We start from the raw sequence: 19,266 nt of genomic DNA on the forward strand, positions 1-19,266 counted from the left end.
AGTTCGGGGGTGGGAAGCTGCAATAAACCGAGGATGTAGGGGTTAGCAGGGATATTTCCAGCCATCTTCGGTGGTGTCGGCGGGCATTGCGTAAAGCTGGGAGTGAAGCTTGGCCTCAAGTGCGACCAGTTTGGGACTGATATCCTTGCCGGGCCGATAGCGAACCAATTCGACCAGTGATGTTGAGAGTACGTTCAGGATCTGATGCTGTTGTGAACTCGCTTTCATTACGCCTTCTCCTTCTCTTAGGTGGCTTTATGGCCGTACCTGAGAACCAGTATAGGCAAAGAGAGGGGGTAGCATTAGAGGCGTTCCCCATGAAAACGACGTCCTAAGACGTAATGCTTCTATGGGCGGGAGTTCGTGAACGCTGCCCTAGGGTGAGGGGGGCTGACACCCTCCCACCCCATAACGCCTCGGTCAGCGGGTGATCATGGATGAACCTGCCCGCTTCACCGTGTTGGCATCTTGCCGGGGCGGCAGGGTAATCCCTTTTGCGCACGCAGGGCGTAGGTAGAGGGTATCGACCCAGCGCTTGAGGTGATCCAGACCGTCGATTGAGACCCCGGACCATTCGTGGGTGCGCACCCAGGCCCAGTTCGCCATGTCGGCGATGCTGTACTCATCGACCAGGTACTCGTGGTCTGCCAGGTGGGTATCCAATACCTCGAACAGGCGGCGGCACTCGTGCTGGTAGCGGTCGATAGCGGGTTGGATGGTTTGCGGGAAGTAGCGATAGAAGACGTTGGCCTGCCCCATCATCGGGCCGATACCTCCCATCTGGAACATCAGCCACTGCAACACCCGCGAGCGGGCCTTGGGGTCGGAGGGCATAAATTGCCCCGATTTTTCCGCCAGGTAGATCAGGATTGCACCCGACTCGAATACCGCAAAATCATCATTATCGTGGTCGACTATGGCGGGAATTCGCCCGTTGGGGCAGAGTTTGAGAAATTCGGGCCGCTTTTGCTCCCCCTCCATCAGGTTGAGGGGAATAAGGTTGTAGGGCAGCGCCATCTCTTCTAGGGCGACGGTGATCTTGTAGCCATTGGGCGTCGCCGCGGTGTAGAGGTCGATCATGGTATTTATCCTTATCAGGCTTTGGCGCTAGGGCGGCTGGACACCAATTGATACCAGCGTTGCAGGTGCTCTTGTTCGGGGGTTGGGCGTACATCGATAACACGGGCAAAATCGATCGAACACAGGGCGGTAATATCGGCGACGGAAAACTGGTCCCCTGCAATGTAGGTGCTATCGGCCAAGTGAGTATCGAGGATGGCGAGCATCTGGGTGGCGGCTTTTTGGTTGATCTCACCCCACTCCTTGATCGGCGTCATGCGGTCTTTGAAAAAACCTGACAGGTGCTGGAAACCCATGCCAACACTCATCATCAGGGAAAACTCCATGCGTCGTTGCCACATCTCGATCTGGGCCTTTTCCAGCGGGGACTCGCCCATCAGGGAGGGTTCGGGTTGGAGCTCTTCGAAGTAGCGGCAGATCGCGATCGATTCGGAGATGCAGGTGCCATCATCCAGTTCCAGAACCGGTACCTTGCCCCAGGGATTCTTGGAGCGAAACTCGGCCGAGCGGTTTTCCCCCTGGGTAATATCCACCTGCAGATAGTCGACCTCCACCCCTTTTTCGGCAAGAAACATGCGTACGCGGCGGGCGTTGGGGGCTGTTTTGGTTTCAAAAATTTTCATGGGGGCTCCTGCGTTGTTTGTTGTTCCCTGCCTTGGACGGTAAACAGTTCGGTGGCGACGATCAAGCGGGAAAGGGATCTGGCTCGCTGGTTGCTGGATTCTGGTGGATTTCGACACTCGATTCGTTGGTTTTCGCCATTGTCCCCAGTCGGTGACTGTTGCAGCATCCCCTCCATAATCTAACCTAGCACGATCATGCCCATACGCGAACGCTTTCAGCATGCGGAGGTAGAGGGGGTCCGAGTCGGACGCCTCAATGCCGGCATCACCACCACCTTTATCGTCTACCGAATGGGGTCGACCCTCATCGACTGTGGCCCCTCCAACCAGTGGCGGTCGGTGCGTCAGTTTGTGGATGAGCGCCGCCTTGAACAGTTGCTGATAACCCATCACCATGAGGACCACAGCGGCAATGCTGCGCGGCTCTCGCGCCAGTTTTCTATCACTCCGCTGGCACCGGAGCTGGCCCGGGAGAAGCTCCGCCAGGGGTTTGTGATTCCGCCGGTACAGCGTTTTGTATGGGGGCGCTCGCACCCGGTTGAAACGGCGCCGCTGCCAGGCCAGGTGGCGTTGGCCGACGGCAGTCCTGTCTATCCGGTACATACTCCAGGTCACGCCAAAGACCTGACCTGTTTCTTCCTCCCTCGCCAAAAGTGGTTTTTTAGCGGTGACCTATATATTGCGAAGTCGCTCAGGATGCTGCGCTCCGATGAGGATCTGTCGCAGCTGATCGACAGCATTGGTAAGGTGTTGGAACTGGACTTTGAGGTGATGTTTTGCCCGCACCGTGGCATCGTCGAACAGGGTAAGCAATCTCTGCAGGCTAAATTCGATAATTTGCTGAGTTTCTGCGATGAGGCTCAATCTCTGGCCCGCCAAGGGCAAACGCCGCGCCAGATTAGCGATCGCCTGCTCGGCCCCGAGGGGTGGGTTGCAAAAATCAGTGGCCACAACATATCGGCTATCAATCTGGTGAACGCGGCGTTAGGTGTTGACCTGAAACAGCCGGTTACCAGCCGTGTGGTGCTGCCGGGCGCCTGAGTTTTCCTGCGGTCTGCCTCCAGAGCGCGGGAGATGTATAATCCCTCCCGCTTGTTCCAGCCGAGGGTAAAATCGCAATGAAGCTTCATTTTCGCAAAGATGGCCAGGGAGACCCCCTGCTGCTGATTCACGGCCTGTTTGGTTCGCTGGAGAACCTGGGGTATGTGGCGAAACAGCTGAGTGCCCATTTTAGCGTCTATTCGCTGGATATGCGTAACCATGGGCGCTCACCGCACCATGAAATGATGAGCTATGAGCTTATGGTTGGCGATATCCTGCGCTTTCTCGATGAGCAGAAACTGGCGCGGGTGAGCCTGCTGGGGCACTCGATGGGAGGCAAGGTCGCCATGCAGTTGGCGCTGTCCCACCCGGAACGGGTGAAGCAGCTGGTGGTTGCCGATATCGCACCGGTTACCTATGACGACCATCACAGCCAGATCTTCAAAGGCTTGCTCAGCTTTGATCCTGCGACGCTGCATTCGCGAGGCGAGGCGGATCGACTGTTGGCTCCCTTTGTCCCCGAGCTCCCCGTACGCTCCTTTTTGCTGAAGAATCTGGTGCGCCGTGCCGAAGGTGCGGGGGGATTCGGCTGGAGGGTCAACTTGCCGGTTTTACATGGACAATATCAAAATATCATGCGGGGGCAGCAAGGCAGTCCCTTTCGGGGGCCGACCCTGTTTATCAAGGGGGGCAACTCCGACTATATATTGCCCAAGTACCGAGGGCAGGTCGGGGCGCTGTTTCCTGGCGCAGAGCTTAAGGTTATAAGCGGTACGGGCCACTGGTTGCACGCCGAGAAGCCGGACCTGTTTTGTACCATCGTCTTAAGGTTTTTAACGGCTGCGTGATCTTTACTTTAACCTGTGTGAAAAAAATGCCTTGATAGAGTGAGGAGACTTATTCGCGCACCCCTTACCTGCTACCCTGTGTGTGATGACTAGTTTCCAGCGCTACCGCCGTCCGTTAATCGCTTTCCTCTGCTTTGCAGTGGTGCTGTGGGCCGGCAGCTATTGGACCCAGCTGTCGAGTACTTCGGCGCAGAATGAGCAACAGTTGCTGATGCAGCAGTTGGTAGACTCTCAAGCCTCCGCGATTGAGCGCAGGCTGTCTCGGTCGCTGTCGGCGACCGATATACTGGCCCAGGAGATCCGCCAGCAGGGTGGCGACTTTAACACCTTCGACGAATATGCCCAGGGTATCATCGACGCGATCGGCGGCGTGTCCAATCTGCAGCTGGCCCCCGATGGCGTAATTCGCAAGGTCTACCCCTTGGCGGGTAATGAACGCGCACTGGGTCACGACATTCTGAACGATGACAGCCGTCGTCAGCAGGCACGCAAAGCGATTGATACCCGTAGCCTGACATTGGCCGGGCCTTTTGAGTTGGTTCAGGGCGGCATTGCGGTGATTGGCCGCAACCCCGTGTTCATTTACAGCGACGGGGAAGAATATTTTTGGGGCTTTACCTCGGCGCTGATTTTCCTTGACGACCTGCTCAAGGTCACGGATCTCAACGAGTTGGAGCGCAAAGGCTATCGTTATCGGTTGTCCCGGTTTGACCCCGTATCTCGCGAGTCGGTTGTATTTGCCCAAAGCCAAGAGAGTATTGACGCTGGCGCTACCGAATACGACATCACCGTACCAAACGCCAAGTGGCGCTTGGCGATGAGTCGGCCCCAGTCGAGCCTGGGGCTGCTCTTCTCCTTGGGCTATGGCGCCAGTCTGCTGGCGGGTTTGCTGGTGGCGGCAGTGGTGAACCTGCTGCTAAAACAGCCGGAAAAGCTGCGTCAGGTAGTGGATGAGAAAACCCGTCGGTTGGAGGAGCTCGCGTTCTACGATCCGCTCACGGGGTTGGCCAACCGTCGGCTGCTGCACGAGCAGCTTGATCAGGCGCTCAAGCGGCTGCATCGTGACGGGAACAAGGCGGCGTTGCTCTACCTCGATCTCGACGAATTTAAGCTGGTGAATGACACCATGGGGCATTCGGCTGGCGACCTGTTGCTGACCCGGGTGGCACAGCGGCTGCGCTCGGTGGTGCGCGATAGTGATCTGGTCGCTCGCCTGGGGGGGGATGAATTTGGCGTTTTACTGCAGGATACCCACGAAATCGGTGCGATTACCCGCGTTTGTAACAAGCTGATCGCCTCCGTTGAGACCCCCCTGCTGATCGCTGAAAAAGAGTTTCTGGTGTCGGTCTCTATCGGGGTCACCCTGCTACCCGAAGATGGAGAAAACGGAGAAGCTGTGCTGCGCAATGCGGATCTGGCGATGTATGACGCCAAGCGGGATGGCAAGCGCCAGTTTAAACTATTCAATGCTGAAATGCGGAAGCAGGTGTTAAAGCGCCTCGAAGTGGAGGAGGATCTGCGGGTAGCGTTGGACGAGCAACAATTCGAACTTCACCTGCAGCCACTGATCAGTTTTCCATCCAGCGAGGTCATGGGGTACGAGGCGCTGATTCGTTGGCGACACCCACAACAGGGGTTGCTCTACCCTGATGCCTTTATCGGTGTGGCTGAGCAGTCCGGTCTGATTCGTGAAATGGGGTATTGGGTGTTGAAAGAGGCCTGCCGTCTGCTTCGTGATCACGAAGCAATACTGGGCACGGACTCCATCATGGCGGTTAACCTCTCTCCGGCACAGTTTGCTGACACGGCGTTGTTGTCGCGTATCACGGCAATTACCGCTGCCAGTGGCATTGATGCAGGCCGGCTGGAGCTTGAGATTACCGAATCGGTGCTGATGAATGATGTCGAGGCGGCGATCGAGGTGCTGGCCAGCATCCAGGCGATGGGCATTCGTATCGCGATTGACGACTTTGGCACCGGGTACTCCTCCCTTGCCTACGTGAAACGCTTCCCGATCGATAAACTGAAGATCGACCGCAGCTTCATTCAATCACTGGCGACCGACCGTAGTGACCAGATGATCGTCGAGGCGATCATCGCCATGGCCCATAAACTGGAGCTGCGGGTGGTTGCAGAGGGGGTGGAAGATGAAGATCAGTACCGTCGTTTGAGAACGTATGAATGCGATGTCGCCCAAGGGTATTGGCTCAGTAAACCCAAGCCGGTGGAGGAGATTGGGAACGCCCTCAAGGATATCTCCGGGCAGATGCAGAAAGCCAGTTTCTCCAACGACTACCTGATCTAAATCGGCAGGAAGCTGGAGGCCAGCCCATGCACCAGCATGTTGATGGTGCGCTGGTTACGCTGGGAAACGATCAGGGCGAGGTTATCTTGTAATGCAATTAATTTTCCATACAGGCGCTCGAAGCTAAGGTTCGGGTCTTGGCTGCTGAGGCTATTGGTGAGGATCAGCGGGGTGCCGGCGGCATCGGTGCGGGTTTTCAAACGCCACGCGAGTACTTCGATATTGCGTGCGCTGTCATAAAGCTTTTGTGCGTCCAGTGCGTCGAGGACAAAAAACTCTGCTTTATTGTCGTACGCGCGATGCAGCATACCGGTGAGGCCGACCATCAGCGCGAATACCCGGTCACCCCGGAACTCGGAGCCCATGGCCAGCAGCATGGCGTCGATGGATTGTCGCCCCCCCAACTCGTCAAAGATCAGCGGCGGGGGCAATGAGAATATCAGGTCGATACGGCTTTGGATGTTGGCCCCGGGCGTTTTGCGCAGCTCCCTGGGATTACGCAGGTAGAGCTTGCGCATCAAGAGCTGTAAATGCTGGTCGACCTGGTTGATGTGGGCGTCGGCGACGAAGTCGAGATCGCGCTTGGCGAGGTTTTCAGGCCGAAACTGCTGGTCTGCGGTGCAGCCCCCGAGTAGCAATACCAGTATCCACCCTGTCAATGATCTCCGCGTCATGGAATCAGCATAGAGGCTGGGGGGGAAAACTCAACAGGGTCTTTAGTTGGCGCTTTCGCTCAGCTCCCCGCAGAGGTTTTGCTGCATAAGTCGGCCTATTCGGTGTTCGTCGAGCCCGCAGGCAAACAGGTGATGCAGTTTGGTAAAAGCCGCTTCGAGGGTCATATCGCCGCCGCTGATGACGCCTGCGTTGGCCAGTGCTGACCCCGTGGCGTAGCTGCCTTGATCTACCCCGCCTTGCAGGCATTGGCTGAGGTTAATGATGATAATGCCCCGGTCATTGGCGCGAGCCAGGGCATCGAGAAATTCGGGGTTGTTATCGGGGGCGTTGCCGACTCCAAAGCTCCGCAGAAGTAAACCCCGGCAGGGTGATTGGGTGACCGCATCGATGAATGCACCGGTGATGCCGGGAAACAGGTGGACCGGTATCACCCGGTTCTCTCCATAGCTCTGGGGGAGTTCGAAGGTTGTTGCGCGAGGGCGAGGCATCAATACTCGGTGGTTGAGTTCGATATGGATACCAATCTGGGCCAGCCAGGGACAGTTGGGGCTATCGAACGCGTCAAAACCGGTCGCTTTGACTTTGAGGCTGCGGTTGCCTCGAAGCAGGCGACCATTGAAGTAGAGGCACACTTCGGGAATGGCAAAATCGCAGGCGAGTTCAATAGCCGTTACCAGATTGTCCTGGGCGTCGTTGCGGGTCTCGCTGAGGGGGATTTGGGAGCCGGTGATGATAACGGGCTTTCCCAGGCCCCGCAGCATGAAGCTGAGAGCGGACGCGGTATAGGCCATGGTGTCGGTGCCGTGCAGTACCACAAAGCCATCGTAGTCATCGTAGCGATTGGCGATATCGCGGGCGATCGCCAACCAGTCAGCGGGCACGATGTTGCTACTGTCGAGCTGGGTGGGGTATTCGTGCAGGTCGTAATCGGGCATCTCACCGGACAGGCGGGGTGGGATCTTTTCCTCGATCAAGCGCGCAAATCCAGGCATGACAACGTAACCCCGTGGGGAGCGGTGCATGCCAATGGTGCCGCCGGTGTAGGCGATATAGATACGTTTTTTCACGAAGGGTCCTCGTACTGATATGGCGCTAGTGTACCGGTCGCGCACAAAAAACGGCACCCGAGGGTGCCGTAAATAATACGATTATCTGTGCTGTCTAGTTGATAACCTTAATCTGCACGCGACGATTCTCGGCGCGTCCTGCAGCGCTAGCGTTGTCAGCGATGGGGTCCTCCTCCCCCATTCCCCGGGCACTAATGTTATCGTCCTTGACGCCTTGGGCGACCAGGTAGTCGTGCACAGCCTGGGCCCTGCGTTGTGACAGGTCCTTGTTGTACTCCGCGGTGCCTCGGCTGTCGGTGTGGCCGACGATCTCAATTTTTACATCGGGGTAGAGCTTCAGGCGATTGGCCGCATCGTTCAAAATCTGCGGTGAATTATCCACCAGGTCGGTGGAGTTTGTGGCGAAGTTCACCCCCCTGAGCAGGGTTGGTCGAGCATCGTCGCAGCCAATTTCATTGACGGTGATACCCTCTTCGCTATCGGGGCAGAAGTCTCGATCATCGGGCACACCGTCTTTGTCACCGTCCATGACGACAGGGGCTGGAGGAGGCGCTTTTTTGACCGGGCAACCGTAACGATCCACCTCGGTACCGCGAGGGGTATTGGGGCACTGGTCGAGGCGGTCAACGACGCCGTCACCATCGCTGTCGAGTTCACAGCCTACGGCATCGACCTTGGCACCCATCGGTGTGGCAGGGCACTGGTCCTTGTCATCGGGCACACCGTCGCCATCGCTGTCGGGGGGGGTGGTGTCAATCGCAGCACAGATCAATCCGCTGACGATGGCGCCACCGACGGCCCCTCCGAGGGCGGCGTCACTGTCATTGGCGCCTACTGCGCCACCGCCCACCGCAGCGCCAGCCATGGCGCAGTTACGCCAATCGGTATACCAGGGCCCTTCCGTAGCGCAGCCGCCGAGCAAAAAGAGTATAAGAGAGCCAAGCAGTAATCGGGGGGATCGTAATATGTTCATGGCGGGATTCCTTTTCCATCGGTTTTGAAATAATCGCCGTTAAGTCTAGATCATTCCCGGCGAGTCTGTACCTCTTGCTAGCGATGAATTGGCTGGTTATGCTGCCGCCAGTTTTTTTGCTCTTTCAGGAGAGATCTATGCGCATAGCGATGATCGCCGCAGTGGCCGAAAACGGCGCGATTGGAATTAACAATAAGCTGCCCTGGTATCTACCCGGTGACCTGAGGTATTTCAAGGCGGTGACGATGGGGAAGCCTGTCATCATGGGGCGAAAAACCTTTGATTCATTGCGTAAGCCGCTGCCGGGGCGCACCAATATCGTGATTACCCGGGACCTCAATTACCAGCCGGAGGGGGTCAAGGTCGTCCATAGTCTGGAGGATGGGCTGGAGCTGGCGCAAAACATTGGCCTGATCAACGGGCTCGATGAGATGATGGTGATTGGTGGTGAGCAGATCTATCGCCTGGCGCTGGAGAAAGCGGACCGCCTTTATCTTACAAAGGTGTACCAGAGCTTTGACGGCGATGCCTGGTTTCCCGAGGTCGACCTGAGCCAGTGGAGCGAGGTGCAACGGGAGGATCATTTCAGCGAGGATGAACCGCCGATGCAATTCAGCTATCTGGTTCTCGATCGAACCCCCTGAGTTTGCGACTACTCACTATCGATGGGCAGCAGGCGTGCACTGGCTTGCTGAATAAGGGTGTTACTGAAACGCTCCAGTAACGGGCTTCGAATACTCCAATAGTGCCAGTAGAGGTCGCTGAATACGGCGCGCCCCGGTGCAAGCTCCATCAGCGTTGCGTCTGCCAGCTGCCTTTCAACATGCAGTCGCGGCACCAGGCTGTAGGCGATACCCAGTAGCGCGGCGTCGACGAAGGCCTGGGTCGAAGGAAGCTGGTGGCAAGGGTACTCGCCGGGCTGCACGTTGAAGTGATGTTGCAGGTAGCGATCCTGCAGGCGATCGTCGAAGTTAAAGACCACCGTGGGAGTCTTGTATAGCGCCTCTCGACTGACCCCATTAGGAAAGTGGCGCGCAATAAAATCGGGGGTGGCCACGGCAATATAGGCCATCCTTCCCAGCGCATCGACCCGGCACCCCTGTATGGCTTCCTCGCAAGAGCTGAGACAGCCGATCACCTTGCCCTGGCGCAGCATTCCCAGGGTGACACTTTCGTCCCCACAATGGAGATCGAGCAGCACCCGTTGTTGCCGGCATTCGTCGGCCACGCTATCGAGTAGCCAGGTCGCAAGGCTGTCGGCATTGACGCCGATGGAGAGGGTCTTGTATTGGGTAGATAGGTCGGGGGACAGCTCGTCCGCCATGCTCAGCTCGAGAGTATGTACTTGCTGGTAATGTTGCAGCAGGCGTAAACCGGCATCCGTTGCGGTAGGGGGGGTGGAGCGGATCAGCAGGGGTTTTGCCATGCGTGCTTCCAGCAATCGAACCCGCTGGGAAACGGCGGACTGTGTCAGGCCCAGGCGTTGCGCGGCTTTTTCGAAGCCTCCGCACAGGAGTACCGTTGCTACGGCTTCAACGAGTTTGTAGTCCATCATAAAAAATATTAATAAATCATTAGGAATATTAGTTTTAAAATATCACGGGGCCTCCTTATGCTACAACCATCGCTACCGGCCATGGCGTATTTGCCGATTTACCGGTCTGTCTGCCAGCGGATCCATTGCGGATCTATCAATGTAGAAAAGGAAAACGTTATGAGCGCCTATCTTACCGGTCTTGGGCTCGGAGCCAGCTTGATTATCCCCATCGGCGCCCAGAACGCCTACGTTCTGACCAGCGGCTTGCGTCGCAGCTACCCTTTCTGGGTGGCAACACTCTGCGCCCTGTGCGACATCGTCCTGATCGCCGTCGGCGTTATGGGCATGGGGGTGTTGATTGCGGCGAATCCGCTGTTACTTCAGGTAGCCTGCTGGGGTGGGGCGCTGTTTCTGGCCTGGTACGGATGGCTGTCGCTGCGCAGCGCCATGCAGCCACATCATCTGCGCGAAGGCAGCATACAAGCGGGCAGTATGGGGGCGGTACTGGCTGGTGCCCTGGCGGTGACTCTGCTTAATCCCCATGTTTATCTGGATACCGTGGTGCTGCTGGGATCAATTGGTGGTCAATACGCCGGAGATGAGCGCCTCCACTTTACGCTGGGAGCGATGTGCGCGTCCCTGCTCTGGTTTTACGCGCTGGGGATGGGCGCGGCGAAACTGGCCCCCTGGCTTGATCGACCGCTGGTGTGGAAGCTGGTTGATGGAGGGGTCTGGTTATTGATGTGGTTTATGGCAGCCAAACTGGTGATAAAAGGGCTCGGATTACTCTCGCTTTAACGTCAATGGGTTGTATCACCCGAACATAAAACATAAAAAAGGGGCGCCGCAATGGCACCCCTTTTTTGTGTGGCGCAAGCCTGGCTCAGTCAAGCTGCTCAAGATCGCGCACGCCGCCGCGGTCGGCGCTGGTCGCCATTGCCGCGTAGGCTTTAAGTGCCGTGCTTACCTTGCGCTCGCGAGGGGCGGCTGGTTTCCAGCCGGCGCGTCCTTTGGCAACCATCGCTGCACGGCGGGCGGCCATCGCCTCGTCGCTGAGCTGCAAGTTGATTGTGCGTGCGGGAATATCGATAAGAATGGAATCACCCTCCTCCACTAATCCTATGGCTCCACCGGAGGCGGCTTCGGGGGAGACGTGGCCGATGGAGAGACCGGAGGTTCCTCCGGAGAAGCGACCATCGGTCAGTAGCGCGCAGACTTTGCCGAGACCTTTTGACTTGAGGTAACTGGTTGGGTAAAGCATCTCTTGCATACCCGGCCCGCCCTTGGGTCCTTCGTAGCGAATCACCACCACGTCGCCCGCTTCGATCTGGTCGTCGAGAATACCTTTGACGGCAGCATCCTGACTTTCGAAGATCCGCGCGCGACCCTCAAATACCAATATGCTTTCATCGACACCGGCCGTTTTAACGACGCAGCCACTCTCGGCGATGTTGCCATGGAGGACGGCCAGACCTCCCTCTTGGGAGTACGCGTGCTCGATATCGCGGATGCAGCCGTTGGCGCGGTCGCTGTCGAGGCTGTCCCAGCGACAATCCTGGCTAAAAGCCTGTTGGGTTGGGATACCGGCGGGGCCTGCACGAAACCATGTGCGGGTGGCTTCATCGGAGGTGCGGGTGATATCCCACTGATCCAGTGCGTCCTTGAGGGTGGCGCTATGCACCGTCGGAATATCCGTGTTGATCAGACCTGCCCGATCGAGTTCGCCCAGAATGGCCATGATACCGCCGGCGCGGTGTACATCTTCCATATGATACAACGGCGTATTCGGAGCCACCTTGCATAGCTGGGGGATCTTGCGCGATAAGGCATCAATTTCGTGGAGGCCGAAGTCGATCTCCGCCTCCTGCGCTGCGGCCAACAGGTGCAGTATGGTGTTGGTGGAACCGCCCATGGCGATATCCAGCGTCATGGCGTTTTCGAAGGCCGCATAGCTGGCGACGTTGCGTGGCAGCACGCTGGCGTCGTTGCCTTCATAGTAGCGCTTGGTGATATCGACAATCCGGCGTCCCGCTTCGAGAAATAGCTGCTCGCGGTCGGCGTGGGTGGCCAGCATGCTGCCATTTCCGGGTAGGGAGAGGCCCAGGGCCTCGGTCAGGCAATTCATGGAGTTGGCCGTGAACATGCCGGAGCAGGAGCCACAGGTTGGGCAGGCACTGCGTTCATACTCGGCAGCATCCTCGTCACTGATGCTGGGGTCTACGGCGGCGACCATGGCGTCGACCAGATCGAGTTTGATGACGTCGCCCCCCAGTTTGGTCTTGCCCGCTTCCATCGGCCCGCCGGAGACGAATACGGTGGGGATATTAAGGCGCAGGGACGCCATCAGCATGCCGGGGGTGATCTTGTCGCAGTTGGAGATGCAAACCAGAGCGTCGGCACAGTGGGCGTTGGCCATGTATTCCACGGAATCGGCAATCAGCTCGCGCGAAGGCAATGAGTAGAGCATGCCGTCGTGACCCATGGCGATGCCATCGTCGACCGCAATGGTGTTGAACTCTTTGGCGATGCCGCCGGCTTTTTCGATCTCCCGCGCGACCAGCTGGCCGAGGTCTTTGAGGTGCACGTGCCCCGGTACAAACTGGGTAAAGGAGTTAACAACGGCGATGATCGGCTTGCCGAAGTCCTCGCCTTTTACACCGGTAGCGCGCCACAGTGCGCGAGCACCGGCCATATTGCGGCCGTGGGTGGATGTTTTGGAACGATAATCCGGCATGATAGCTCCTGCACTGCAGTATTGATTTTATGGCCGCCTAGAATAGCAGGATGCGCGGGGGTGGAAAACCGCGCGTAGCCAGGAGGCTGGTGTAGAATGAGAACCCAATTTGGTTTCAGTTTCCGGGTAAGGGCCATTCATGGCAGAGCGGGACTTTTTATCACTGTGTCACCAGCTGCAGCATCAGGCTCGGCTTACCCGCCAGCGACGGTTGTTGGTGCTATCGGGTAGCCGCGCCTGGAGTCGCCACTACGCCAAGGCCTGGGGCCTGGCGCTGTTGGCGCAAGCCCCCCACGCAAAGCACTGCTGGGTCACCGCGGCTAGCGACTGTGGCTGCGCTCAGGTGATTGCGCCCGCAAAACACGGGGCTCTTCTGGGCAGCGAGTGGGACCTGTTGGTATTTGATGCCTGGAGCGGACTCAATCCCGATGCGCTGGGCGCGGCGTGCGGAGCGGTGTGTGGCGGTGGATTGTTGCTGCTGCTGGCCCCGCCGCTGGCGCAGTGGCCCGAATTCCCTGACCCTGACTACGAACGTCTGGCGATCTGGCCGCAGCAGCCTGACCGTATGCGCGGGCAGTTTTTGCAGTGGATGGTGAGTCGGGTGTTAGGGGGGGCGGACTCAGTGTTGTGCCAGCAAGGCACCCGGTTGCCCGACAGCCCCCGGCAAGCATTGCGACCCGCATCGCCCCTGTTAAATGACAGCAGTGGTTGCCTGACCCAGGACCAACAACGTTCGGTTATCGCGATCGAGGAGGTTGCACAAACCCATCACCCTCGGCCGCTGGTAATCCGTTCGGATCGTGGGCGCGGCAAATCTGCGGCGCTGGGTATAGCCGCTGCAAACCTGCTGCGAGTCGGAACGCGAGAGATTGCGGTGTGCGCACCGCGCCGCAGTGCGGCCGATGCCCTGTTTGCCAATGCGCGCAAGCGACTGGGCCTGCCCCCGGCCTCGGGTGACATTCACTGGATTGAGGGGCGCATCCGTTTTTTCGCCCCCGATGAGTTGTTACGGCAACGCCCCGCCGCCGATCTGTTGCTGGTTGATGAAGCCGCCGCCATACCCTCGCCGCTGCTGGAAGCGATGCTCGATCACTATCCGCAGGTGGTATACGCCTCCACCATTCATGGCTACGAGGGCTCCGGCCGGGGCTTTGCATTAAGGTTTCAGCAAGTGCTTGAGCGTCGTGCGCCGGGCTGGCGTGAACTAACGCTGCAGCAGCCGATCCGCTGGTCCGAGCAGGATCCGCTGGAGCGCTGGTGTTTCGAGAGTCTATTGCTCGATGCCGATTGCGACGCACCCGAAGTGCAGATCGACAGCGACAGCGTCGAGCTACGTTGGGTGACCCAACCACAGCTGGGGGAGCAACCGGAACTCCTGCGACAGCTGTTTGGTTTGTTGGTGATGGCGCACTATCGCACCAGTGCCTCCGATCTGCGGCACCTGTTGGATGGCCCTAACCTGGAGATATTGTTGCTGCTGCACCAGGGGCAGTTGCTGGGAGCGGCATTGCTGGCCCAGGAGGGGGGATTCGACGAGACGCTGGCACGAGAGATCTGGCTCGGTAGGCGGCGTCCACGGGGTCACTTGCTGGCGCAATCCCTGGCTACCCACGGTGGACTGCGCGAAGCGCCGACCCTGCGCTGTTTGCGGGTGATGCGTATAGCGGTTCACCCGCAGTGCCATAGTCGGGGGTTAGGCTCTCGACTGTTGGAGGAGGCGGAGTGCGGGGCACGGCAAATGGGGTGCGATTATCTTGGTTCGAGCTTTGGCGTGACGGCACGTTTGCTGCCGTTCTGGTTGCGTGCCGGATTAACACCGTTACGCCTTGGGGTCCGTCGCGAAGCCAGCAGTGGCAGCTACTCGGTGATGGTTGCCAAAGGGATCAGTGAAGCGGGAGCCGCGATGGTAGCGTTGGGACGGTCCCGTTTTGTCGATCATTTTCCGCGCCAGTTGGCGGAGCATTACCGCGAGCTTGAGCCTGAACTGGAGGCCTGTCTACTGTCGGGCGCCGAGTGGACTGCGCCGGTTTCACCCCATGCAGCGCAAGAGCAGTGGTGGTCGGATTTGATCAGTTTTGCCGATGGACAACGTCTCTATGAGACCTGTTCGGTGGTTCTGCAGGAGGCACTAAGCCTCTGGCTCGAGAACGGAGAGCTGGGAGCGATGAGTGACGCCGATAACGCGCTGCTGCAGGGGAAGGTTTTGCATCATCACAGCTGGAAGGCCCTCGCATCCGCGTGTCCCGGTCAGGGGCGGCAGCAGCTTCAGCTGCGCCTGCGTGGGCTCTACGCGCGGCAGTTGGACCGCTTGCTGCCGGCCGAATTTGAATGCCTGCGTTCGGGTGCCATTACTTTATAGCAAGCGGGGCAGACAGCCCCAGGCGGCTTTCCGCGGGGCCGCCAGGGGCTTACAGTTGTTTCTCAAACACCTTGGAGTTGCGCTGTAGGTTGTAGAGCTCTTTTTTGGCGTCGGGTAACTGGTCGACCTGAATCTCATTAAATCCACGCTCGACAAACCAGTGTGCCGTGCGGGTCGTGAGAACGAAGAGGCGCTCGGTCCCCTGCTTACGGGCGAACTCCTCGGCATACTCCAGCAGCAGGTCACCTCGATTTCCCTTGCGGTAATCGGGGTGGATCGCGACACAGGCGAGCTCGGCGCAACGTGCATCACTAAAGGGGTGCAGAGATGCGCAGCCGATAATCATGCCGTCGCGTTCGACCACGGTGAACAAACCGATCTCCCGCTCCAGCTGTTTGCGTGAGCGGCGCACCAATACCCCCTGTTCCTCAAGGGGTTGGATCAGCTCCAGTATGCCCCCCACATCCTCGATGCAGGCCTGGCGCGTCTCCTCGTACCCCTGCTGGGTAATCAGGGTGCCGGCTCCGTCACGGGTGAACAACTCTTGCAGTAAGGCTCCGTCGGTAGCGTGGCCTATGATATGGCTGCGATTGACGCCCTGCTCGCAGGCATTGATCGCGGCGTGCAACAAACGTTTGGGTTCTGCGCTCAGCTGGGGAAGGAGTGCGCGAGCCTGGTGCACGCGCATCTGCCGTTGCAGTTCACCGGAGTCCGTGCAGACACCGTCATTGGCACCGAACAAAATCAGTTTTTGCGCCCTCAGGGCAGCGGCGGTAGCCGTGGCAACCTGTTCTACGGGGAGGTTAAAAACCTCTCCTGTGGGCGAAGAGCCCAGGCAGGAAAGCAGTACGACGTAACCGTCACTCAGTAGCTGGGAGATCGCCTCATGGTCGATGCGTCGAACTTCGCCGGTTTGCTGGAAGTCGACGCCATCGACCACGCCGAGGGGTTTGGCGGTGACAAAGTTACCCGATACCACTCGAATGCGGGCGCCGTGCATGGGGGAGTTGGCGAGCCCCATCGACAGCAGGGACTCAATCCGAATGCGCAGGTTACCCACTGCGTCCTTGACCGAGTCCAGCACCTCTTTGCTGGTCAGGCGTACGTCATCGTGAAACGTGCATTCGATGCCCCGCTCCTGAATGCGCTGCTCAATTTGCGGGCGTGCCCCGAACACCAGCACCAGTCGCACGCCGAGACTATTGAGCAGGGCAATGTCGTGAATGATGTTATCGAACCCGTCGTAGGCGAGAGTAGCGCCGCAGAGATGGATCACGAATGTACCGCCCCGGTGTGCATTGATATAGGGTGAGGAGTGGCGAAAAAAATTGACGTATTCGGCGCTGGAGATCTTCACGCTGACTTTCCTGCTCGCGTTGGGCTGTTGTTATGCCGATTCATTATACCTGTCCCGCCTCCAGACAGAAGCGACGAATCAATGAGCGCAGCAGGTTGACCATGGGTGGGATGCGATCGAGCGCCAGGAATTCATCGGGCTGGTGCGCTTGATCTATATCCCCGGGGCCCAGTACCAGGGTTTCCATGCCCATACTTGAGAGGAAAGGCGCCTCGGTGGCAAAGGCAACGGTTTCGGCCCGGTAGCCTGTTAGTTGCTCGCAGGCGGTGACCAACTCCGATGAGGGAGCGGTGGCGAAGGGTAGAATACTTTCAAAAATGGGCTCGACGCTAATCGTTACCTGGTCGGCCTGAGCGATCGGCTGCAAGCGCTGGCGAATCATCTCGCGCAACTCCGCAGGCTGCATTCCGGGTAGTGGGCGCAGGTCGTATTCCAGTGAGCATTGTCCACAGATTCGGTTGGGGTTGTCGCCACCGTGAATGCACCCCAGGTTAAGGGTGGGTACTGGCACCTTGAACAGTTCATTACGGTACTGTTGCTGAAGTTCGCCGCGAAACAGCATCAGCTCCGCCATCACCCGTTGCATGCTTTCCGCCGCATTGCGCCCCAGCGATGGATCGCTGGAGTGACCGGCTTGCCCCTGAATGTGGATGCGTTCCATCATGATGCCCTTGTGCATGTGTACCGGGCGCATCCCGGTAGGCTCTCCAATCAGGGCGAAGCGGGCCTTGGGCTTGCCAGCGTCGGCCAGCGCCCTGGCCCCCGCCATGGAGGATTCTTCGTCGGCAGTCGCAAGAATGATCAGTGGGTGATTGAGCTTATCTAGCGGCATATCACGGATCGCCTCGATCACCAGGGGGAAAAAGCCCTTCATATCGCAGACCCCGAGTCCGTACAGGCGCTGATCGCGTTCGGTCATAGCGAAGGGGTTGCTGCTCCAAAGCGACTCATCGCAGGGTACCGTGTCGGTATGTCCCGCTAGTACGAGCCCGCCAGGGCCGCTCCCCAGAGTGGCGATCAGATTGGCTTTGCTCGGTTGCTTGGGAAGCGGCTGGATTTCGATGGAAAAGCCCAGCGCTTCGAACCATTGTGCGAGCTGGTCGATAACGCCACGGTTGCCTTGGTCGATTCGAGGGTTGGTACAGCTAATCGAGGGCAGCTCGATCAGCTTGGAAAGAAGGGGTAGCAGCAGTGGCAGGTTGGGGGCGGGCATCCTTGACTCCGGTGGGTCGACCCAACAACGGGCCGTGGTCAGTGTGCCACAGGGGACGTGGAGCAGGCCAGCGCAGCGAGGATGTCAGGAGGGGGATGCCCAACGAGGGGGCGGGCAATGGCGGGCCGGCGCAGCGGGTGCGCCGGCCCCGGAGGGGATCAGGAGAAGATGCCCTTGAAGAGGAAGAAGAACAGGATAGCAAGGCCAGCACCGGCGGGCAGGGTCACGATCCAGGACATGAAGATGGTGCCGATCACCCGCAGGTTGAGCGCGCCGATACCACGAGCGATACCTACGCCGAGCACCGCCCCTACCAGGGTGTGGGTGGTGGAGATCGGCAGGCCGGTACCGGAAGCCAGTACGACGGTACCCGCAGCGGCCAGGGTGGCGGCAAAGCCTCGGCTGGGGGTCAGTTCGGTGATGTTGGTGCCAACGGTGGCGATCACTTTATGTCCGTACATCACCAGACCGGCAACAATTCCCCCGCCACCAAGCAGCAGGATCCAGGCGGGCATCACGCTCTTGGCGCCGATCTCACCCCCGGAGGAGACCACGCTGGCGACCGCCGCCAGGGGGCCAACGGCGTTGGCCACATCGTTGGAGCCGTGGGCGAAGGCCATGGCGCAGGCGGTGAACATCATCAGAACCCCGAACAGCTTCTCCACGCTGGTGAAGTGGAAATCCTTGTTCTCGCTGGGATCAAGTTTGATCTTGCGTAGCATGGAGATGCCGATCAGGGTGACCACCACGGCGATACCGGCGGAGATCATTGCATCCTGCAGGAAGCTCAGCTGCAGCGCTTTGAAGGCTGCGATATGTTTAAGCCCCTTGACCATGGTGACCATGCTGATGAGGAAAGCGACCAGAAAGATATACATCGGCACATAGCGTTGCGCCGCATCGAAGGGGTTCTTGGTGTTGAGTACCAGTTTCTGCACGCTCATAAAGGTGAAGAAACCGAAGGTGCCCGCCAGCAGAGGAGAGACCACCCAGCTGGCGGCGATGGTACCGACCTTGCCCCAGGCGACGGCCTCCATGGAGATGCCGACCGCAGCAAAACCGACGATGGCGCCCACGATAGAGTGAGTCGTGGAGACCGGCCAGCCAAAGTAGGTTGCAACCAGTAACCAGATGCCGGCAGCCAGCAGCGAGGCCAGCATTCCGTAGACCAATAGCTCCGGAGTGTCGGTGAGCAGGGAGGGGTCGATGATCCCTTTGCGAATGGTGGCGGTCACTTCGCCCCCTGCGAGGAAGGCACCGGCGAATTCAAAAATAATCGCGATAATGATCGCCTGCTTTACGGTGAGGGCCTTTGAGCCCACCGAGGTTCCCATGGCGTTGGCAACATCATTTGCTCCCACACCCCAGGCCATAAAGAAGCCAAAGACACAGGCCATCGCTAGTAGAAGTGTCGCGTTCTCAGCAATAATAGTCATAATCTGATACCCGTTCTG

17 protein-coding genes are annotated in these 19,266 nt (G+C 58.6%); 6 read left to right on the top strand and 11 right to left on the bottom strand.

All coding sequences use genetic code 11. From position 1 onward, the window contains the following. Positions 1-42: 42 nt before the first annotated feature. The 3 genes from ACP3PW_RS05770 to ACP3PW_RS05780 all read right to left on the bottom strand — a co-directional run bounded on the left by ACP3PW_RS05770 (position 43) and on the right by ACP3PW_RS05780 (position 1,703). Positions 43-228, bottom strand: coding sequence for a hypothetical protein (locus ACP3PW_RS05770; RefSeq protein ID WP_426415722.1), 186 nt, complete (start codon positions 226-228; stop codon positions 43-45). 192 nt (positions 229-420) lie between these two features. Continuing rightward, complete coding sequence (locus tag ACP3PW_RS05775) at positions 421-1,080, bottom strand: glutathione S-transferase family protein (protein WP_426415723.1); 660 nt, start codon at positions 1,078-1,080, stop codon at positions 421-423. Positions 1,081-1,094: 14 nt separating this feature from the next. Then, complete coding sequence (locus tag ACP3PW_RS05780; protein WP_426415724.1) at positions 1,095-1,703, bottom strand: glutathione S-transferase family protein; 609 nt, start codon at positions 1,701-1,703, stop codon at positions 1,095-1,097. 195 nt (positions 1,704-1,898) lie between these two features. Between ACP3PW_RS05780 and ACP3PW_RS05785 the strand changes: the two genes are divergently transcribed. The 3 genes from ACP3PW_RS05785 (at position 1,899) to ACP3PW_RS05795 (ending at position 5,897) form a co-directional block, all read left to right on the top strand. Further along, positions 1,899-2,744, top strand: coding sequence for an MBL fold metallo-hydrolase (locus ACP3PW_RS05785; protein ID WP_426415725.1), 846 nt, complete (start codon positions 1,899-1,901; stop codon positions 2,742-2,744). Positions 2,745-2,821: 77 nt separating this feature from the next. After that, positions 2,822-3,592 carry an alpha/beta fold hydrolase gene (locus ACP3PW_RS05790; protein WP_426415726.1) on the top strand — a complete coding sequence of 257 codons (771 nt, stop codon included), beginning with the start codon at positions 2,822-2,824 and terminating at the stop codon, positions 3,590-3,592. Between the two features lie 85 nt (positions 3,593-3,677). Beyond that, positions 3,678-5,897, top strand: coding sequence for a bifunctional diguanylate cyclase/phosphodiesterase (locus ACP3PW_RS05795; protein ID WP_426415727.1), 2,220 nt, complete (start codon positions 3,678-3,680; stop codon positions 5,895-5,897). On the opposite strand, the gene ACP3PW_RS05800 is transcribed toward ACP3PW_RS05795, so the two are convergent. From ACP3PW_RS05800 to ACP3PW_RS05810, 3 genes are all read right to left on the bottom strand, one after another. Continuing rightward, entirely contained in the window at positions 5,894-6,556 is a 663-nt protein-coding gene (locus ACP3PW_RS05800; protein WP_426415728.1) for a hypothetical protein, read from the bottom strand. The genes ACP3PW_RS05795 and ACP3PW_RS05800 overlap by 4 nt on opposite strands. 57 nt (positions 6,557-6,613) lie before the next feature. Then, positions 6,614-7,639, bottom strand: a complete 1,026-nt coding sequence (gene ansA / locus ACP3PW_RS05805) for an asparaginase (protein WP_426415729.1) — start codon at positions 7,637-7,639, stop codon at positions 6,614-6,616. Positions 7,640-7,733: 94 nt separating this feature from the next. Beyond that, complete coding sequence (locus tag ACP3PW_RS05810; protein ID WP_426415730.1) at positions 7,734-8,612, bottom strand: OmpA family protein; 879 nt, start codon at positions 8,610-8,612, stop codon at positions 7,734-7,736. A gap of 137 nt (positions 8,613-8,749) precedes the next feature. Between ACP3PW_RS05810 and ACP3PW_RS05815 the strand changes: the two genes are divergently transcribed. Then, positions 8,750-9,256, top strand: coding sequence for a dihydrofolate reductase (locus ACP3PW_RS05815; RefSeq protein ID WP_426415731.1), 507 nt, complete (start codon positions 8,750-8,752; stop codon positions 9,254-9,256). Positions 9,257-9,264: 8 nt separating this feature from the next. Here the strand turns inward: ACP3PW_RS05815 and ACP3PW_RS05820 are convergent, their stop codons facing one another. Then, positions 9,265-10,167, bottom strand: coding sequence for a LysR family transcriptional regulator ArgP (locus ACP3PW_RS05820; protein ID WP_426415732.1), 903 nt, complete (start codon positions 10,165-10,167; stop codon positions 9,265-9,267). Positions 10,168-10,326: 159 nt separating this feature from the next. Here ACP3PW_RS05820 and ACP3PW_RS05825 point away from each other — a divergent pair, with 159 nt between their 5' ends. Further along, entirely contained in the window at positions 10,327-10,947 is a 621-nt protein-coding gene (locus tag ACP3PW_RS05825) for a LysE/ArgO family amino acid transporter (protein WP_426415733.1), read from the top strand. A gap of 85 nt (positions 10,948-11,032) precedes the next feature. Here ACP3PW_RS05825 and ilvD read toward each other — a convergent pair whose 3' ends face one another. Next, positions 11,033-12,883 (bottom strand): dihydroxy-acid dehydratase, encoded by a 1,851-nt coding sequence (gene ilvD, locus ACP3PW_RS05830; RefSeq protein WP_426415734.1) that lies wholly within the window; start codon positions 12,881-12,883, stop codon positions 11,033-11,035. Between the two features lie 139 nt (positions 12,884-13,022). Here ilvD and ACP3PW_RS05835 point away from each other — a divergent pair, with 139 nt between their 5' ends. Then, the gene (locus ACP3PW_RS05835; RefSeq protein WP_426415735.1) at positions 13,023-15,242 is read left to right on the top strand and encodes a tRNA(Met) cytidine acetyltransferase TmcA; all 2,220 of its coding nucleotides are present in this window, start codon (positions 13,023-13,025) and stop codon (positions 15,240-15,242) included. Between the two features lie 49 nt (positions 15,243-15,291). On the opposite strand, the gene argA is transcribed toward ACP3PW_RS05835, so the two are convergent. The 3 genes from argA to ACP3PW_RS05850 all read right to left on the bottom strand — a co-directional run bounded on the left by argA (position 15,292) and on the right by ACP3PW_RS05850 (position 19,248). Next, positions 15,292-16,599 carry an amino-acid N-acetyltransferase gene (gene argA / locus ACP3PW_RS05840; RefSeq protein WP_426415736.1) on the bottom strand — a complete coding sequence of 436 codons (1,308 nt, stop codon included), beginning with the start codon at positions 16,597-16,599 and terminating at the stop codon, positions 15,292-15,294. 43 nt (positions 16,600-16,642) lie between these two features. Further along, positions 16,643-17,812, bottom strand: a complete 1,170-nt coding sequence (gene argE, locus ACP3PW_RS05845) for an acetylornithine deacetylase (RefSeq protein WP_426415737.1) — start codon at positions 17,810-17,812, stop codon at positions 16,643-16,645. Positions 17,813-17,970: 158 nt separating this feature from the next. Beyond that, on the bottom strand, positions 17,971-19,248 hold the full coding sequence (locus ACP3PW_RS05850) for an inorganic phosphate transporter (protein WP_426415738.1): 1,278 nt from the start codon (positions 19,246-19,248) through the stop codon (positions 17,971-17,973). Positions 19,249-19,266: the final 18 nt, after the last annotated feature.

The sequence above is a fragment of the Aestuariirhabdus sp. LZHN29 genome (assembly GCF_049985285.1).
Classification (GTDB): Bacteria; Pseudomonadota; Gammaproteobacteria; order Pseudomonadales; family Aestuariirhabdaceae; genus Aestuariirhabdus.

Bases quoted from the DNA above. Each gene is read 5' to 3' on its own strand.
- ACP3PW_RS05775 (WP_426415723.1), bottom strand. From the start codon at position 1,080: ATGATCGACCTCTACACCGCGGCGACGCCCAATGGCTACAAGATCACC.
- ACP3PW_RS05810 (WP_426415730.1), bottom strand. From the start codon at position 8,612: ATGAACATATTACGATCCCCCCGATTACTGCTTGGCTCTCTTATACTC.
- ACP3PW_RS05835 (WP_426415735.1), top strand. From the start codon at position 13,023: ATGGCAGAGCGGGACTTTTTATCACTGTGTCACCAGCTGCAGCATCAG.
- ACP3PW_RS05785 (WP_426415725.1), top strand. From the start codon at position 1,899: ATGCCCATACGCGAACGCTTTCAGCATGCGGAGGTAGAGGGGGTCCGA.
- ACP3PW_RS05820 (WP_426415732.1), bottom strand. From the start codon at position 10,167: ATGATGGACTACAAACTCGTTGAAGCCGTAGCAACGGTACTCCTGTGC.
- ACP3PW_RS05795 (WP_426415727.1), top strand. From the start codon at position 3,678: ATGACTAGTTTCCAGCGCTACCGCCGTCCGTTAATCGCTTTCCTCTGC.
- ACP3PW_RS05815 (WP_426415731.1), top strand. From the start codon at position 8,750: ATGCGCATAGCGATGATCGCCGCAGTGGCCGAAAACGGCGCGATTGGA.
- ACP3PW_RS05770 (WP_426415722.1), bottom strand. From the start codon at position 228: ATGAAAGCGAGTTCACAACAGCATCAGATCCTGAACGTACTCTCAACA.
- argE (WP_426415737.1), bottom strand. From the start codon at position 17,812: ATGCCCGCCCCCAACCTGCCACTGCTGCTACCCCTTCTTTCCAAGCTG.
- ilvD (WP_426415734.1), bottom strand. From the start codon at position 12,883: ATGCCGGATTATCGTTCCAAAACATCCACCCACGGCCGCAATATGGCC.
- ACP3PW_RS05850 (WP_426415738.1), bottom strand. From the start codon at position 19,248: ATGACTATTATTGCTGAGAACGCGACACTTCTACTAGCGATGGCCTGT.
- ACP3PW_RS05825 (WP_426415733.1), top strand. From the start codon at position 10,327: ATGAGCGCCTATCTTACCGGTCTTGGGCTCGGAGCCAGCTTGATTATC.
- ACP3PW_RS05790 (WP_426415726.1), top strand. From the start codon at position 2,822: ATGAAGCTTCATTTTCGCAAAGATGGCCAGGGAGACCCCCTGCTGCTG.
- ACP3PW_RS05780 (WP_426415724.1), bottom strand. From the start codon at position 1,703: ATGAAAATTTTTGAAACCAAAACAGCCCCCAACGCCCGCCGCGTACGC.